The sequence below is a fragment of the Nocardia sp. NPDC005366 genome, from assembly GCF_040606855.1.
GTDB lineage: Bacteria > Actinomycetota > Actinomycetes > Mycobacteriales > Mycobacteriaceae > Nocardia.
In genome coordinates, this window is sequence record NZ_JBEXFQ010000006.1 from 81,997 (window position 1) to 96,278 (window position 14,282).

General features: G+C 68.6%; 13 protein-coding genes. 3 read left to right on the forward strand and 10 right to left on the reverse strand.

What is annotated here, in order from left to right; all coding sequences use genetic code 11:
* The first annotated feature begins 13 nt into the window (after positions 1 to 13).
* Positions 14 to 691, forward strand: a complete 678-nt coding sequence (locus tag ABZS43_RS09145) for a TVP38/TMEM64 family protein (protein ID WP_355035309.1) — start codon at positions 14 to 16, stop codon at positions 689 to 691.
* Here the strand turns inward: ABZS43_RS09145 and ABZS43_RS09150 are convergent.
* Positions 669 to 1,190: a hypothetical protein gene (locus ABZS43_RS09150; protein ID WP_355035310.1), complete on the reverse strand. Its 522-nt coding sequence runs from the start codon at positions 1,188 to 1,190 to the stop codon at positions 669 to 671. The two genes, ABZS43_RS09145 and ABZS43_RS09150, sit on opposite strands and share 23 nt — an antisense overlap.
* Before the next feature lie 609 nt (positions 1,191 to 1,799).
* Between ABZS43_RS09150 and ABZS43_RS09155 the strand changes: the two genes are divergently transcribed.
* Entirely contained in the window at positions 1,800 to 2,348 is a 549-nt protein-coding gene (locus ABZS43_RS09155) for a hypothetical protein (RefSeq protein WP_355035311.1), read from the forward strand.
* Positions 2,349 to 2,542: 194 nt separating this feature from the next.
* Complete coding sequence (locus tag ABZS43_RS09160; RefSeq protein WP_355035312.1) at positions 2,543 to 2,689, forward strand: DUF1059 domain-containing protein; 147 nt, start codon at positions 2,543 to 2,545, stop codon at positions 2,687 to 2,689.
* 61 nt (positions 2,690 to 2,750) lie between these two features.
* On the opposite strand, the gene ABZS43_RS09165 is transcribed toward ABZS43_RS09160, so the two are convergent.
* The 9 genes from ABZS43_RS09165 to ABZS43_RS09205 all read right to left on the reverse strand — a co-directional run bounded on the left by ABZS43_RS09165 (position 2,751) and on the right by ABZS43_RS09205 (position 14,281).
* On the reverse strand, positions 2,751 to 3,848 hold the full coding sequence (locus ABZS43_RS09165) for a 4Fe-4S binding protein (RefSeq protein WP_355035313.1): 1,098 nt from the start codon (positions 3,846 to 3,848) through the stop codon (positions 2,751 to 2,753).
* A gap of 141 nt (positions 3,849 to 3,989) precedes the next feature.
* Positions 3,990 to 4,892, reverse strand: coding sequence for a trypsin-like peptidase domain-containing protein (locus tag ABZS43_RS09170; protein WP_355035314.1), 903 nt, complete (start codon positions 4,890 to 4,892; stop codon positions 3,990 to 3,992).
* 199 nt (positions 4,893 to 5,091) lie between these two features.
* Complete coding sequence (locus tag ABZS43_RS09175) at positions 5,092 to 5,991, reverse strand: CorA family divalent cation transporter (protein ID WP_355035315.1); 900 nt, start codon at positions 5,989 to 5,991, stop codon at positions 5,092 to 5,094.
* Between the two features lie 282 nt (positions 5,992 to 6,273).
* Positions 6,274 to 7,965, reverse strand: coding sequence for a hypothetical protein (locus ABZS43_RS09180; protein WP_355035316.1), 1,692 nt, complete (start codon positions 7,963 to 7,965; stop codon positions 6,274 to 6,276).
* On the reverse strand, positions 7,962 to 9,785 hold the full coding sequence (locus ABZS43_RS09185) for a hypothetical protein (RefSeq protein WP_355035317.1): 1,824 nt from the start codon (positions 9,783 to 9,785) through the stop codon (positions 7,962 to 7,964). Before ABZS43_RS09185 ends, ABZS43_RS09180 begins: the two co-directional genes overlap by 4 nt.
* Positions 9,782 to 11,080, reverse strand: a complete 1,299-nt coding sequence (locus tag ABZS43_RS09190) for an extracellular solute-binding protein (protein ID WP_355035318.1) — start codon at positions 11,078 to 11,080, stop codon at positions 9,782 to 9,784. The genes ABZS43_RS09185 and ABZS43_RS09190 overlap by 4 nt, the downstream gene beginning before the upstream one ends.
* Before the next feature lie 149 nt (positions 11,081 to 11,229).
* Positions 11,230 to 12,045 carry a hypothetical protein gene (locus ABZS43_RS09195; RefSeq protein ID WP_355035319.1) on the reverse strand — a complete coding sequence of 272 codons (816 nt, stop codon included), beginning with the start codon at positions 12,043 to 12,045 and terminating at the stop codon, positions 11,230 to 11,232.
* 130 nt (positions 12,046 to 12,175) lie between these two features.
* Positions 12,176 to 13,012, reverse strand: a complete 837-nt coding sequence (locus ABZS43_RS09200) for a DUF3097 domain-containing protein (protein ID WP_355035320.1) — start codon at positions 13,010 to 13,012, stop codon at positions 12,176 to 12,178.
* Between the two features lie 57 nt (positions 13,013 to 13,069).
* Entirely contained in the window at positions 13,070 to 14,281 is a 1,212-nt protein-coding gene (locus ABZS43_RS09205; protein ID WP_355035321.1) for a hypothetical protein, read from the reverse strand.
* Between the last annotated feature and the right edge of the window lies 1 nt (position 14,282).

The following is a 14,282-nucleotide window of genomic DNA, read 5'->3' on the forward strand; positions in this document are numbered from 1 at the left end:
TAACCTCGCTCGAGTGACCTGGCTCATCCGCAACCGGCGTATCGTCGCGCTACTTCTCGGCGTCGGCCTCCTGTTCGTCGCGGCGGTGCTGATTCCGCTACCTGGTCCGCGACGCATCCAGGAGTGGGCGGAATCGGTCGGGCCCTGGTTCCCCCTGGTCTTCTTCACCATCTACGCCGTGGCTGCCACCGCGCCGATTCCGCGCACCGTGCTCACGGTGACGTGCGGCCTCCTGTTCGGTCCGCTACTCGGCAGCATCGTCGCCCTGACCGCGACCACCGTCGCCGCCGCACTCGCGCTGCTGTCGGTTCGCGCACTGGACCGCGATCATGTCGTCTCGCGACTCACCCATCCCGCCCTCCAGGCGATCGATGCGCGGCTACAGCGACGAGGCTGGCTCGCGGTCGGATCGCTGCGCCTTGTCTCCTTCGCCCCGTTCTCGGTGGTGAACTACTGTTGCGCGCTCTCCTCGGTCCGCTTCTGGCCCTATCTCAGCGCCTCGCTCGTCGGATCGACGCCCGGCACGGTGGCGACGGTCGTCCTCGCCGCCGCCCTGGTCGGCGGAACCCATCCCGCCATGCTCGCCGTCTCGGCCGCGTGTATCGCCGTCGGCCTGACCGGACTCGTCATCGACAGCCGCTGGAATCCGCGAGTCGCCGACCGTTCCCCTACCGGCGCGTGCGCGCGGTGAGGTCGTCGAGCAGGATCATGACCTCACCCGCCCGCTTGACGACCTCGGTCAACCGAATTCGTAACCCGAGCACGTCCACGGCGTCGACGGGCTCGGGTAACTCGTGTCCGGCCCGCTGCCATTCACCGTTGGCGGCGATGCGCCCGAGAGACAGCTCCTGTTCCTCGGCGCCACCGCCGACCCGCGCGAAAACCCGGATCGAGGCGTGCGGCGAACGAACCCACAGGTTCAGTTCCTCGAGTCGCCCGGGGATGGCGAACGCCGCACCCGGTTTGGGAAGCAACTCGATATCGAGGCCGTCCGCGGCCGACCGGACCAGCAGCGCGACAGCGCGGTAGTCGGCGCCCGCCGCACCGTTGGCGTACACCCCCGGCTCCTTACTCGGCGCGCCCTCCGCGAATGTGGTGATATGTGTCTGCCCGGCCCCCGAACCTCCGAGATCCCAGTTGTCCTTATTCTCGAAGTCCTCCAGGAGAACCTCGATCGACGCATCCGACATCCGGCATCCCTTCATCCACACCAGCCGACCACTCCGGCTTTCCGAGCACACTACAAGTCGGCCAATCAACGACGCCCGATTATGATTCGACATCTCCGGGCGACTCGGCCGTTCATGCTCGCTCGTCGGCGATGCTCCGGTTGGACAGATCGAACGGCTCGGCGGCGCGGTTGTCCCCATGACCCCGAGTGAGCGCCCACGTTGCTCACGGAACTACCGGCTGGGGCGATCGAATGGCAAACCTATTCGCCGGTAAGATATTTCGAGCGAAGATCTCGAGTCGAGGGCTCCCGACGAGGAGTTCGGCACCGATCCACCTGCGCAGTCCCGGCGGCAATCCGTGTGTGGGCGAACACCGGCGGCGCACGGCGGTGTTCGCCCGACCGGATTCGACAACACGACCGGCATCGGTCCGGCGAACCTGCGCGAATCGAAAGTCGTTCGCGGGCAAGCACGATCGAGTACCACGAGATCCCGGCGACGGTCATGCGCGCGATGTGATCGAAACCTACCGGCACAGCGGTCGGCTGAGCAAGAATGGGGGTGCCGAGATCCGGCCGTCAGGGGAAAAGTCGGCGCACGACCGGCCGACGGAATATGGGGAAAGCAATGAGAGCCAACAAGTTCGCCGCCACTGCTCTACTCGCCATCGGCGCCACCGGCATCACCGCCGGCGCCGTCCAGGCACAGCCGGTACCGGATACCGGCGTCGGCGTGCACGGAGTCGAGCACGGCATCGGTTACGTCGCGGCGGCCACCGCCGACGGCACGGGGGTCGCGACCACCGTGGAGGCCGGTCGGTTCACACTGGCCTCCGACGCCGCGTCGGTGACGCTCGCCGACGGCGCGGGAAATGTCGTCACCACGATTCCGCTCGGCCTCAGTGCCGCCGGGCAGACCGTCGCGCTCACCGCGCGGATCGACGCCGAGGGCCGCACGCTCACGCTCACGCCGCAATCGGCGACCGCGCAGACCGCACAGACCATCGACGAAGCCTCCGACACACTGGCCCGCAAGCAGTACAACGCCGGTATCGGGGCGCTGGTCGGCGCGGGTATCGGCGCTGTTCTCGGGTTCTTCCTCGGCGGCGTCGGCGCCCTTGTCACCGTCCCGATCGGGGCGGGTATCGGCGCGCTGATCGGATACTCCACCCCGTAGCCGGGTGACCGACGCGGAATCGTTCGCGGCCCGCGCTCGATAGGGCGCGGGCCGCTTCCGCGCGGTCGGGGGGTTCCGTGCGCTCGGTCGGGCTGGCTACGATGACCAAGCGCTCGTTCGTGCCAGCCGCAGACCCGTGCCGTGGTGCGGGTGGAATATGTTCGAGCCGTCCATATCCGGAGGAAGGATCACTCTTGAAGCGAAATCTGAACTGCCCCTGCGGTGAAACCATCGTCGGCACCGACGAAGACGATCTGGTCGCCAAGACCAAGGCCCACCTCGCCGCGAATCATCCCGGCCACGACTACTCCCGCGAGGAGATCCTCTTCATCGCCTACTGACCCGCTCCTGCGCGATGGTCGCGCCGCCGGGCCGCACCCGACTGCCGAATCGCCGACGACTTCAGTCCGGTGTCGCGCGCGGACGCGGACGCGGACCGATCTGGTCGAGCAGCGCGTTGACCTCGTCGGGGAACCCGTTTGCCACCGGCTTCGGTGTCTTGTGCGGGAACCGGCGGGTGACATGTTCCTCGGCGGCCGACCCTGGCAGCACGTAGACCGGCTCCTCGGTGTTCTGCAACGGACGCACGACCTCGTCCAGGTGGGATTTCCGATCGTCGAGATACGCGCCGATCACGTCCTCCCCCGCCGGACATACCGCCATGCAGTAGCCGGCCTTGTAGTTGGGTTTGAACGACAGGCTCTGCCACATCGAGAACGATTCACCGGTACTGACGCGTTCGCGATAGTCCGCGCGGCTGTCGCTGTCGGCGATGGTTTCGGCCCAATCGGTGAATCCGCCCATGAATTCGCGATAGTTGTGGGTGTAGCAGGCCTGGAAATCGAAGCCGGCGTCCTGGGTGATCGCGCCGACCGGGCACGCCGAGACGCACAGTTTGCATTCCAGGCAGGGATTGAAATCCAGTGGCGCGCTCGGCTCGTCCACTACGGCGTCGGTGACGACCGTGCCGAGCAGGATGAAATTGCCGAATTTCGGGTGGATCACATTGCGGTGAATGCCCATCACGCCCAGTCCGGCGGCCTCGGCGACCACTTTGTGCGCGATCACCCAGATGCGACCGGGAAATCTGTCCACCTCCATCGGATATCCCGGCGCGGGATACACCGCGCGGTGACCCGCGTCCTGCAATGCCCTGGTGATCCGACGCGACACCTCGTTGGTCTCGTCGTCGGCGTGATTGAACTCGGTATTGGCGAGGCTGCGCCGCGGACTGCGGAGGTTGTCGCGGTTCATCCGCACACAGAAGGAAATGAAGGTGCGGGCCGAGGGCAGAATCGAGCGCGCGTGCTCCTGTTCCTCGGCGACGCGCGGATCGTCGATCGGGACGAAACCCACGTCGTCCGCACCCGCGTCGAGACAGAGTTCCCGCAGCCGCGACGCCGTCAGTACCGGATCGGGACGTTCTCTCGGCCGTTCGGCCATTCGCCTGACCGTCGGATGGTGCGCGAGCCGCCGCTGCGCCGACGATTCCTGGTCCATGTGTCGACCTCCCGGATGCCATGAGACCGGCGTGGCCTCATACAGTCAGACGCCGGTGGCGGCCGGAATTCATCGCTGCCCACCGGGACGACTCCGAAAGCACACCCCTCCAGGTCGACCACCCTTCGGCAAACTCGCGACTCAATCCGTGCCGAGTTCGACGGGCACCGCGACGACATCGAGCGTCGCGCCATGACGCACGACGGTCACCGGCGTCGAGCGGCCGATGGCCTCGGCGAAGAGTTGACGCTGAATCCCCTGTGCGTCATGTACTTCCGTGCGGGCGATGCTGAGTACCAGATCCCCGCGCCGCAGCCCGGCCTCGTCGGCCGGGCCGCCGCGCACGACCTCGACGACGCGTACGCCCGCGGATTGCCCTGTGCGCGCGGCGATATCGCTCGGCAGCGGTGCGGGCGACCCGACGACACCGAGGTACGCGCGACGAATCCGGCCCTCGGTGTGGAGGGTATCGATGATGCGACGGGTGGTGCTGTTGATCGGAATGGCGAGGCCGATGCCGATCCCCGCGACAGCGGTATTGACGCCGACGACCCGCCCGCTCGAATCCGCGAGCGCGCCACCGGAATTACCCGGATTCAGCGCCGCGTCGGTATGGATCACATCCTCGATCACCCGCCCGGCGCGACGGGAGGCGACCGGAACCGCGCGCCCGAGGGCCCCGACCACTCCCGCGGTGACCGAGCCCGCCAACCCCAGCGGGCTCCCCACCGCGACGACCAACTGTCCGACGACGAGGGTGTCGGCATCGCCGAGCGCCACCGCGCCGGGCGCGCCGCCCCTGGCGCGCAGCACCGCCAGGTCCGAGAGCGGATCGACGCCGACGACGTCGAATCGCGATTCCACACCGTCGGCGAAGACGATATCGCCGCCATCGGCCGAACCCACCACGCGCGCGTTGGTGAGCAGGTCGCCGTCATCGGTGAAAACCACGGCCGAACCGCCGCCGTGGCGGGTGCGGATACTGGCGACGTGGGCAGTCACCGCTGCCGCGACCGCGATCACCGTCCGCGAATAAGCATCCATCGCGGCATCGTCCACGTCGACCACCATCCTGCCCACCCAAAACAGCAAACCTCTCTCAGCATGCGCCCCGTCGCGCACCCTCGCACCGGGTTCGCCAGAGGCACAGATGAATTCGGCGCGACATCGCCGTGAACGAATGCCGCCGCGGTCCGTCATCGGAGCTGTGGCGCACCGTTCAGCACGTCGAGGAATACCGATCTCAGCGTTGCAGGCCCTTGCGGACGACGTAGACGAAGGGGATCACCGCCGCCGCGACGGTCACGAAGGTCGTGGCGAGGAACCCGAATTCCCATTCCGGCATGCCGATGACGTTCGCGAACGTGGAAATCAGGGTCGGCGGCAGACAGACGGCCGCGATGAGCGTGAGAATCTCGATGATCCGGTTGCGTTCGATATCGAGTCGCGATCGCACCGAATGCTGGAGATAGCGCAGGGTGTCGTATTCGGCGGCGGCGTACTTCTCCACGCTGTCCACATCGGCGACCAGTGCGGCCGCGCGGGTGTCGAGTTCCCTTCGACCGGCGATACCGGCGCGCAGCTGGCGGGCGGCGCCTGCCAGGTACCGTTGTGTTTCCCGGACCGGACCGACGATCTCCTCGGCATCATCCATACTGGTCAGAGCGCTGCGCAGCGCCGTGGAGGTCGCGGTGGCGAGATCGCGGCGCACGCCCGTCAGCGTATCGTCCACGGAACTGAGAATTCGGCGCGAACTGTCGTTCAGCGCCCACAGCAGCGCGTACATCACACCGTGCGACGACCCGGTCAGCAGCGGGTCACGGCCCAACTTCGCGATCGCCGCGTCGAAGGGCGCGAACGGTTCCGCTGGCTGCCAGGTGACCAGGAAGTCCTCGTTCAACGCGAACACGATCGTCTCGCGCGCGAGGGCTCCGTCACCGCGCCGGTAGTTCACCACCACCGGCAGGTACAGGAAATCGTCTGTCTCCCGATCGCGTTCCCCGGCGGCCGAGAAGTCGACCCCGAGCCGTTCACGCAGTACCGCGGCGGTGTCGGAATCGGTCATCGACAGCGGTATCCAATGTCTACCGAGCACTTCGGTATCGAAGCGTTCGGCGGCCAGGGTGGCGGTGGAGGTTCCCACCGCTATCGACCGCCGCGGTATCGGGCCGGGCGCGTGCACAGTTCTGCCATGGCTGAACTCCAGACTCGGATCGTCGTTGGTGATGGCGCGGGACCGGCATTCGATGGCACCGGCTCGCGCCGTGGGAAGACCGGACGGCACGGATACCGCTCACCGGCTTCGATTGTGGTGATCGCGCACGAAACGTGCAGTGCAACATTAGAAACCGCCGCGCGCCCACGTCAATCGGCGCACGGGGAAAGCGGCGTACACCACGTCGGCGACGGGATCGGTCGGGTGGGACTACGTCTCCAGGTCGGGATCGGCGACCGCGAGGGGCCAGCGTTCGACCGAGGTCAACGGCGCGGTGGGCGCCAACTCGGCGCTGACCCTGCCCCGATAGTCCTCTGCGGCCAGCGCACTCGCCGGATCCACCGGATTCCACCGGTCCGCCGCGGCCAGCCATCCACTGGCCTGGAGCAATACCTGCCCGCGATCCGGCGGCGGATCCGCGCCCAAGACGATGGCACCGTGTTCGGGCGCGACGACGAGCGCCGAACCCAGATGGCGCAGGCAGCGCCCCGTGCCCCGGCGGTCGGCCAGTGACCGGTAGCCGGTCAGCGCCGTCTGCCAACTGCGCAGTGCGCGAAACGGTTCCCCGCGCGCCCAGCACACAACGCCCATGATCTCGTGCGCGTGGCACCGGCCGCCCAGTTCGCGACCGTCCGCGGTGTGGGCGAACACCAGGTCGAGCCGATCCTGCGCGGCCTCCAGTCGGCCGCGCCGCAGGCCGACCACCGCCAGATTGATCAGCGCGCACACCTCCGCGCCCACATCGGCGCGCGGCAGCAACCACCAGGCTCGCTCCAGCCGGTCGGCGACGGCGGCCAGATCCGGCGACGGTTCGGCGAGCGCCCGCAACGCGACGTCGTGTTCCCACCGCACGGCGACCCCGGTGGCCCACCGCATCGGCCGATACCCGTGCGGCGCGCGCGTCCGGCGTCCCGCGCGCACTTCGAGCAGGTCGTGGTGCATCGCGAGATTACTCATCCTCGGCATATCGGCCGCGGCCGCGCACAGCGCGCGGAATCCGACCGCGTCGGCCGTACCGGTGCGGGTGTACCAGACCTCGAGCGCGTCGATGATGCCCACCAGTTCCGGGAGCGCCGACTCGGGCAAATTTTGGGCGTATTCCGTTGCCGAACAATCCATCACGAGTTGGTGAAGTATCGGCGCGCTCATCGTGAACCACCGATCGGCCGCCTCGGCGTGCCGGACGGATTCGGTCGCCGCGGCCCAGGCACCGGCGCGGTCGGCGTAATGGTGCAGCAAGGTCCACACCGCGGCGGGCCATGCGGGTCCGGCGACCACCTCGGCGAGGGGCGGCGTCGTCGGTTTCTTCGCCACGCAATACCGATGCGGATCGATATCGATCAGAATTCCCCGGGTCAACAGATGCGCGAGTAGGTCGTTGGCACTGTCGAATCGCGGCGGGGTCCCCGATTGCGGCAGCCGAGCGGGTGCCGCGACGATCGCGGCCAGCACCGCGAGCAACGCGGCGCTGCGGTAGTCGCGCACGGGCAGCTCGCGCAGCACGGCCGCCTCCGGGCTGACGAGTCCGGGTTCCTCGGTCGGGGTCGGTGCGGGGACCGGCGCGGGGAGGCCTGCCACGGTAGTTCCCGGCTCGTCCAGACCCGCGAGCACATCGAGTTCGGCTGCCGTGCGGGTGCTTTCGCGTCTCCTGGCGGACCACCGGATCGCGGCGAACAGGATCCCGCCGAGCACGACAAGTACGGCGAGGGATCTCAGTGCCGCCGCGAGCGCTTTGACCACTTCGGTATCGCCGAAGGAGCCGACGACGAGATCACGGCCCAACTCCAGGACCACGGCCGAGGACACCACCGGGGCCGCGCCGAGGATGCCGCGCCACAGTGAGGATCTGGGCGGGCCGGTGCCGCGCGCGAAGCCGAGGCCGGACTCGGGTCGCGCGTTCATCGCAGCACCCCTCCGGTGAGTCCTGGCACCAGCCAGCGACGCCAGGTGATCATCATCAGCAGCACCGGCCCGACCGCCGAAACCAGCGAACCCGCCGCCAGCCGCGCCGCGTTCTCCTCGAATTGCCGCGCCTCGCCCCACAGCAGCAGCGACCATGGACTGCCGCCGGCGCCGCTGATCATGAGTCCGACGCAGAAGTCGTTCCACACCTGGATCAATTCCAGTACCGCGACCGCGCCGAGCGCGGGCCACGCGGTGTCGAGCACCCGACGCGCGGTGGTGCTGTGACTCGCCAACCCGTGTAACGCGTCCGCCGCCGCGCTGCCCGGCGGCGCGAGCAGTGCCGCGCGCAGAATCAGTATCGCGATCGGCAGACCCGCGGCGGCGTGCACCAGAATGAGCGGGACTCGGGTACCGGACAGCCCCCAGTCATCGATGACGGCGTCGAGCGGACCGAGATAGCTCTGCACCGGCAGAACCGCGAGCACGACCAGGAATACCACCGCGATACGCGCGAACCATCCGTCCGACGCGACCGCCGCCAACCGGTGCGCCACCGGGACGGCGGCCGTCACCACCAGCAGTGTGGCCAGCGCCGCCACCCACGCGGTGGTGAGCATCGCCTGACCGAGCACCTGGTCGCTGACCAGTGACTTGATCGCGTCGAGCTGGAATCCGTACGGGCCGTAGACCGCGGCGACGACGAGCGTCACGATCGGCGCCCAGAAGACCGCGAAGACCAGCAGCCCGCCGCAGCAGCCCAGAAATCCGGGGCGTCGACGGATCTGTCTCGGCGAGGAGAAACCGTCGCTCGACGGCGCGGTGCGGTGTTTGCTGACATCGGTCTGCAACCACCACGCCACCACACCGACAAGAGCCGCCAACGGCAGCGCGTAGACCGCGGCTTCGTTCGAGGCGGCGTCGTGATCGCTCGCCAGCAGCCACCAGTGGACGGTGGCGCTCGCCGCCCTGTCCTGCAACGTCCAGGGCACGCCGATCAGGATCACGTCGAAAACCCGCGCCGCCGCGACGCCGACCACCAGTCCGACCACCAGGATCACCGGCCGCAACTGCTCGAGCAGGCGCCGCAGCCACGTCACGCCCCGCGCTCGGCGCAGATATCCGGCGCGCACCGGATCGGCTTCCACGGCGCGGATTCCGTCGCGCAGCAAGGCGGCGGCGAAGCCGAACCAGGTCCACACGAAGGCGACGAAAGGCAGGGCGAAGAACAGGTACCGGTGCGCGGACACCTCCCCGGATTCCAGCCAGTCGGCCAGACGCTGGAACATCAGGCGGAACGCGACGCCCGAGACCAATGCCGCGACCGCGCACGGGGCGATCAGCGGTAACCACAGCCACCACCTGTCGCGCGTGATCCACGCGATCCACAGCGCCACGGCCAGCAGCAGGACGGCGAGCACCACCATGCCCAACGTGTAGGCGTAGGCGCGCGCCCCCGCCGGTGTGAGCGCGTCGGCGAGCAGCAGCAGCGCCACCGCGGTCAGCACACCGAGCGCGATGGTGGCGAGCGCATCCGCTCGCGTCGCCATTCCCCGGCGACGTGTCACCGAGACCAGCGAGACGAACGCCGCCGCCCCCACCGCACACCACAGCGGCACCTCGGGCTGGGTTCGCACCGACTGCACCACCGTGATCGCCGAAGGAACCAGCAACAATGCCGCCAGCGCCACGGCCGGGATCAACCAGGTCCAACTCACCCACCTGCGTGGATGTCCACCCGGCACCGGTGCCCCGCGCATCGGCCTCGTCGCGAGTTCGACGCGCAGACCATTGATCTCGAAATCCGGTGTCGTGCTCACCGCGAGGTCCGCCCGAAATCGTTCAGCGCCAGTACCGCCCGGTCGATCGCGGGCTGTACCCCGCCGTCTCCGTCACCGACCTCGATGAGGAAATCGGTCAGCACCCGCCACAGCCCGTCCCGTCCGCCGACCCGACTGATCCGATCGGACAGATCGAAGGCGCAGTGCGACAGGTCGATCCCGGCGGGCAGGAAACTTTCCCGGTGTTCGTTCGAGGTACGCAGATTCGGCGAGAGGAAGCCGCCTTCCCTGATCCACGGGCCGGGCGCCTGCGGGGCCGCCAGCGCTTCCACCACGCCGACGGCGGCCGGTCCGGCCTGGCGGGTCAGGACGACGACATCGCCGCCGACGATGCGCGGTTTCGGCGAATGACGGCGAATCGAGGGAAACCACGTCGCGCCGACCACATCGCGGGAACGCCCGGTGTGACGCAGGCATCGCCGCACCACTGGTTCGGCGAAATCCGGCATCACGACCATGACCGCGGTCCTTCGATCGAACACTTCCCTCACGGCATCGGGGAACTGCCTGGTCAGCGCCCGGCCGAGGCCACCGGGCAGCGCCGAACGACCACCCCACAGCGCGCCGAGGCGTCCGAGCGCGGCCCGCACCGCGGCGCGGTCCCAGCGGCGGTCGCGATCGGAGGCCGCCGCGGCCAACTCGCCGTAGTCGCGCGGTGATTCGGCGAGCAGCATGTTCTCGAAGAGGTCGGTCAGCACCCAGCCGTCGGCGGCGGCGAGCGCGAGCAGACGAATCGGTGTACGCGCCAGCACTTCCGCTTTGTCGATCCAGTCCTCGACGGTCCAGTTCGACGGATCACCGAGCCTGTACTGGTCGACCGATTCCCTGTCGAACCACACCAGCGATTTGGCGGAGGCCTTGAACGGGATCCCATACGGTGTGCCGTCGTGGAAGAGCAACTGCCGCCAGTACGGCAGATACAGCGGCGACTCGCCGCTCGCCGACGAGGGCGCGCCCGGTTCCGCCCACAGTGGCGTCTTCTTGTCGAGCGGGGTGAGTTCGCCGGCGGCGGCCAGCCCGCGCACCTGCCCCGCCTGCGGCAGCATGACCAGATCCGGTGCGGCGCGACCGGACGCCGTGAACGCGGTGCCGATATCGTCGCCGAGCGGCACCACCTCGACCCGACTCACCCCCGCGAGTCCGTCGAGCACGGCGCGAAACGCCGCCAATTCGGTTCCGCTCCACGACACCCCGATCCGCACGACATCCGGATCGCCGAGCAGGTCCGGCGCGCACGCGGTCATCAACGGCAGCAGCGCTCCCGCCTGCAGCACCGACCTGCGCGTCCCCATACGCCCCCGATGTCGTTCCCTTACGGCCGGTTTCGATTATCCCCGCCGACGGCGAACCTCGGTAGCGGATCACCCGCGACCGGTCTGCCCCGAATTCCGATGGCTTGCCCCCGCGCGCCGAGACGGCGGAACTACCGACTGCCGCGGGCCGCCGCGTGCACGGCCACCAGCCGGGCCGCCCTGATCGCGTCCCACAGGGGACGCAGCAGGGTCTCCTGCGCACCGATGGCGCTGGCCGAGGTGGGCGAGGACGCCGGTTCCCGCTGCGCCACCGTGAGAATCGCCGCGACATGATCGGCGGTGTCGAGGATGCGCCTGGCGCGCAACGGAATCGATTCCGGATAGTCGTGACGCGAATAGTCGGCCAATTCGGCCTCGATCAGTTCGCGTGGATCGGAGTCCACGACGCCGACGGCGGTGGTGTGCAACCGCATCAGCGCGTCGGCGGCATCGCGGACCGCCTCCCGCATCGTGTACTCGGCCTCGCCGAGGCCCATATCCGGCCCCGGCTCCGGCGGTATCGGCGTGCTGTAGATCGTCCACTGCAACGTGCCCTCGTCGGCCCACAGCGGGATCAGGCCGGTGCCGTCCTGTCCGGGAACACCGATCAGCAGACCTTCCTCGGCCTCCACCGCGTCGGCGGCGAAGACGGTGCCGACGGGTAACCCCCGCACGTCACCCGGCACGGGAAGCACCAGCCGCAACTGCGCGCTCGGCTGCGCCATCGTCTCCCGAACGACCTTGAGCAGCGCCATAATTCCGCTGCCGGCGAGATTTCCGCGCGAGGACCAGGGCAGGTCGGATCGTCCGCCGGTGGCCGGATCACCCGCGGCGATGGTGTGCGTGGGCGCCCACTGGTGCAGGGCTTCCAGCACGTCGTCGGGCGCGCTGTTCCCGGCCAGCCAGGAGCCGGCCCACACCGTCAGCGTGGCACTAGGGGAGCACATAATCATCGAGCATAATATGTGCGCGGCGACGGCGGGTGGCTGTGGCACAACCCCGGTGAGCTGCGCATCGATCGGAACGGCTGGTGTCGGTGTCGCGAAATCCAGTCCTCTGGACGACCGCGGCGCCCGGTTACCCTGCCGGCTGATCGGGTTCGGTGACGAAGTCGATCAGCCGTTCCACCGCACCGATGAGCGGCGCTTCGAGGTCGCGGAAGCTCTCGACCGCGTCGTAGACCCGCCGCCACCCCTGCTGCGGGGTGCCCCACCCGAGTCGTCGGCAGATGCCGGTCTTCCAATCCTCGTCGCGCGGTATCCGCGGCCATTCCTCGATGCCGACGGCCGAGGGGCGAACGGCCTGCCAGATATCGATGAACGGATGCCCGGTCACCAGTACGTGCGGGCCGAGTCCCGTGGTCAGCTGGGTTTCCTTGGATCCGGTGACCAGATGGTCGACCAGCACCCCGACCCGGCAGCCAGGTCCGGGACCGAATTCGGTGAGACGCCGCGCCAGATTGTCCAGTCCCTCCAGATGTTCGACCACCACGCCCTCCACCCGCAGGTCGTGTCCCCACACCCGCTCGACCAGAGCCGCGTCGTGCACACCTTCCACCCAGATCCGGCTGGTCCTGGCGACACGAGCGCGCAACCCCGCCACCCGGGTCGAACCGGAGGCGGATCTGACCGGCTGTTTCGGAGCCGCCGCGGCCGGACGCACCAGCGTGACCGGACTGCCGTCGATCAGGAAGGCCGCCTCGCGCAGCGCGAACAACCGCACCGCGCCTCGCGCGTCCTCCAACTTCACGAACTCCCCGTCGTAGCTGCGGTCGAAACCGACTACGGCGCCGCAGAATCCGCTCGCGGCGTCCTCCACCACCAGATCCCGCTCCGCGGTGACCGTCGGCACCGCACGCCGCTTGGCCCGGGAATGCCCCGAGAAGATGTCGCTGTATTCATCGCGCCCGCTCACCGCCCGAAACTAACACCGCTGCTTGCGATCGCCGCGTAATCGGCGCGGGCGTGCCGGTCACAGGCTGTTGGCGAGCAACGCGTATTGCGCGGCCACCCGCTGGCGCACATCGGGTTCGCTGTCCCCCGCGACGACGGCGACATACCGCTTGTAGGAGACGTAGCACAGATACCGGTAGAACGTTTCGCTGTCGCCGCGATGATTCAGGTGCTGGCAGGTCGAGCCGGGTACGTCATGCGGTGCGTCGACCGGGTCGAACGCGTCGCCTGCCCCGGCACTGAGATCGGAGATGAGCGCGGGCGCCTTGGCGGCGTCGCGCACCCGGTAGACGACGCTGTTGTCTATTCCCGCCAGTGCCTCGATCCCGTCGGTCTCGAGCATGCGCTTGGCCGCCGCCTGATTGGACGCCGTATGCACGATCGCGGTCGGCGGATGCACGCTGAACGTATCCGGATCGAGTTGCCGATCGCGGTCCTGGACGACGACCCGGGCGAGCAGATCGTCCGGATCGACCCGCAGGGTGTCTAATTTGTCGATCGGCGTGGGCGAGAAGGCCTTCACCGCCGGGATTTCGGCCCGCAAGGTGGCGCCTGTCCAGTTCAGCAGATCCTTCTCGTCGGCGTTCTGGCGCTGGACGAAGACGAAGAGCACGTATTCGCCCACGGCGACGAACGTCCCCATATTGGGCACGCCGGGACGCCAATGGATCAGCGCGTCGGGATAATCGGGATGGCGCACGCGCCGGTCCTGGTCGGGCGCGACCTGGAAATCGGTCTCCTCGAGATCACGGGCGGCCTGCTGGGCGACCCCGGTGCTGCGGAAACGCATGAGCATCTGCAACACGATGGTGTCCGGCGTCGGCCCGGTCTGCTGCTCCGCGAACGGCTGGAACGGCCGATCCGCGCCGATCGTGCGGTAGGCGACGACCATCTGGTGACGCTCGAGCACCGGTTTCGCCACATCCGCGAGGAATCCGTAGACCGCGCTGTCGCTGTCGGACACCACGTCCGCGTGGACGCCCGCGGTCAGCGACGGATCGACGCTGACCGCGGGAGCGACCGCGTCGGCCATCCGAATACCTTCCAGCAGTGCGCCTTTACCGTGCGAATCCTGGTCGTACCGGTGGCGATCGACCGGATAGGGACCGACCTCGAGTGTGCGGACATCGGGCTCGCCCGCGACGGGCGTGCCGTTGACACCGCAGGCGGTCAGCAGGCTCGCCAGCGCCACCCCGGCGGCGAGCAGCGTGATGCGTGATCGTCGAACCATC

What these genes read in the sequence shown, in the direction of transcription:
- ABZS43_RS09170 (WP_355035314.1), bottom strand. Translation starts at nt 4,892, where the DNA reads ATGGATGCTTATTCGCGGACGGTGATCGCGGTCGCGGCAGCGGTGACT.
- ABZS43_RS09180 (WP_355035316.1), bottom strand. Translation starts at nt 7,965, where the DNA reads ATGAACGCGCGACCCGAGTCCGGCCTCGGCTTCGCGCGCGGCACCGGC.
- ABZS43_RS09195 (WP_355035319.1), bottom strand. Translation starts at nt 12,045, where the DNA reads ATGTGCTCCCCTAGTGCCACGCTGACGGTGTGGGCCGGCTCCTGGCTG.
- ABZS43_RS09205 (WP_355035321.1), bottom strand. Translation starts at nt 14,281, where the DNA reads ATGGTTCGACGATCACGCATCACGCTGCTCGCCGCCGGGGTGGCGCTG.
- ABZS43_RS09150 (WP_355035310.1), bottom strand. Translation starts at nt 1,190, where the DNA reads ATGTCGGATGCGTCGATCGAGGTTCTCCTGGAGGACTTCGAGAATAAG.
- ABZS43_RS09155 (WP_355035311.1), top strand. Translation starts at nt 1,800, where the DNA reads ATGAGAGCCAACAAGTTCGCCGCCACTGCTCTACTCGCCATCGGCGCC.
- ABZS43_RS09165 (WP_355035313.1), bottom strand. Translation starts at nt 3,848, where the DNA reads ATGGACCAGGAATCGTCGGCGCAGCGGCGGCTCGCGCACCATCCGACG.